The sequence below is a fragment of the Paenibacillus sp. 1-18 genome (genome assembly GCF_000520755.1).
Lineage (GTDB): Bacteria > Bacillota > Bacilli > Paenibacillales > Paenibacillaceae > Paenibacillus > Paenibacillus brasilensis.
Genome location: NZ_ASSB01000103.1, coordinates 1 through 511, shown reverse-complemented (window position 1 = coordinate 511; position 511 = coordinate 1). Strand labels below are relative to the sequence as shown.

The 511-nt window shown below is 57.1% G+C and carries 1 protein-coding gene; it reads right to left on the bottom strand.

Annotated features, from left to right (window positions below):
- Positions 1-511, bottom strand: a 511-nt coding sequence (locus tag L693_RS27780; RefSeq protein ID WP_155983777.1) for an AMP-binding enzyme, incomplete at both ends; no start/stop codon positions are given.

Sequence of the window (511 nt, the reverse complement as noted above, 5' to 3'; positions counted from 1 at the left end):
TCCGCTTTGCAGGCTGCCTTCCGGTGCTGGCAGTGCCTTGCGGTCGATTTTGCCGTTTGGCGTCAGCGGCATCTGCTCCAGCTGTACCAAATACGAAGGCACCATGTAGTTTGGAAGCTCCTCGCCCAGTAAGCTGCGCAGCTCACCAGCGCTCACGTCCCTTTCAGCAACATAGTACGCCACCAGTTGGTTTTGCCCCTGCTCGTCCGCCTGTGCCAGTACGATGACCTCTTGCACTTCTTCCACTTTCAAAATTTGTGCCTCGACCTCGCCCAGCTCGATCCGGTAGCCCCGGATTTTCACCTGATGGTCGATCCGGCCCAAATATTCGATATTGCCGTCTGGCATCCATCTTGCCAAGTCACCTGTACGGTACATCCGTTCATAGCCTGCTTCGCCAGCCGCAAATGGATTCGGTACGAATTTCTCAGCCGTCAGCTCTGGACGATCCAGATAGCCGCGAGCCAGACCCAGACCGGACACACACAGTTCACCCGGTACCCCCACCGGT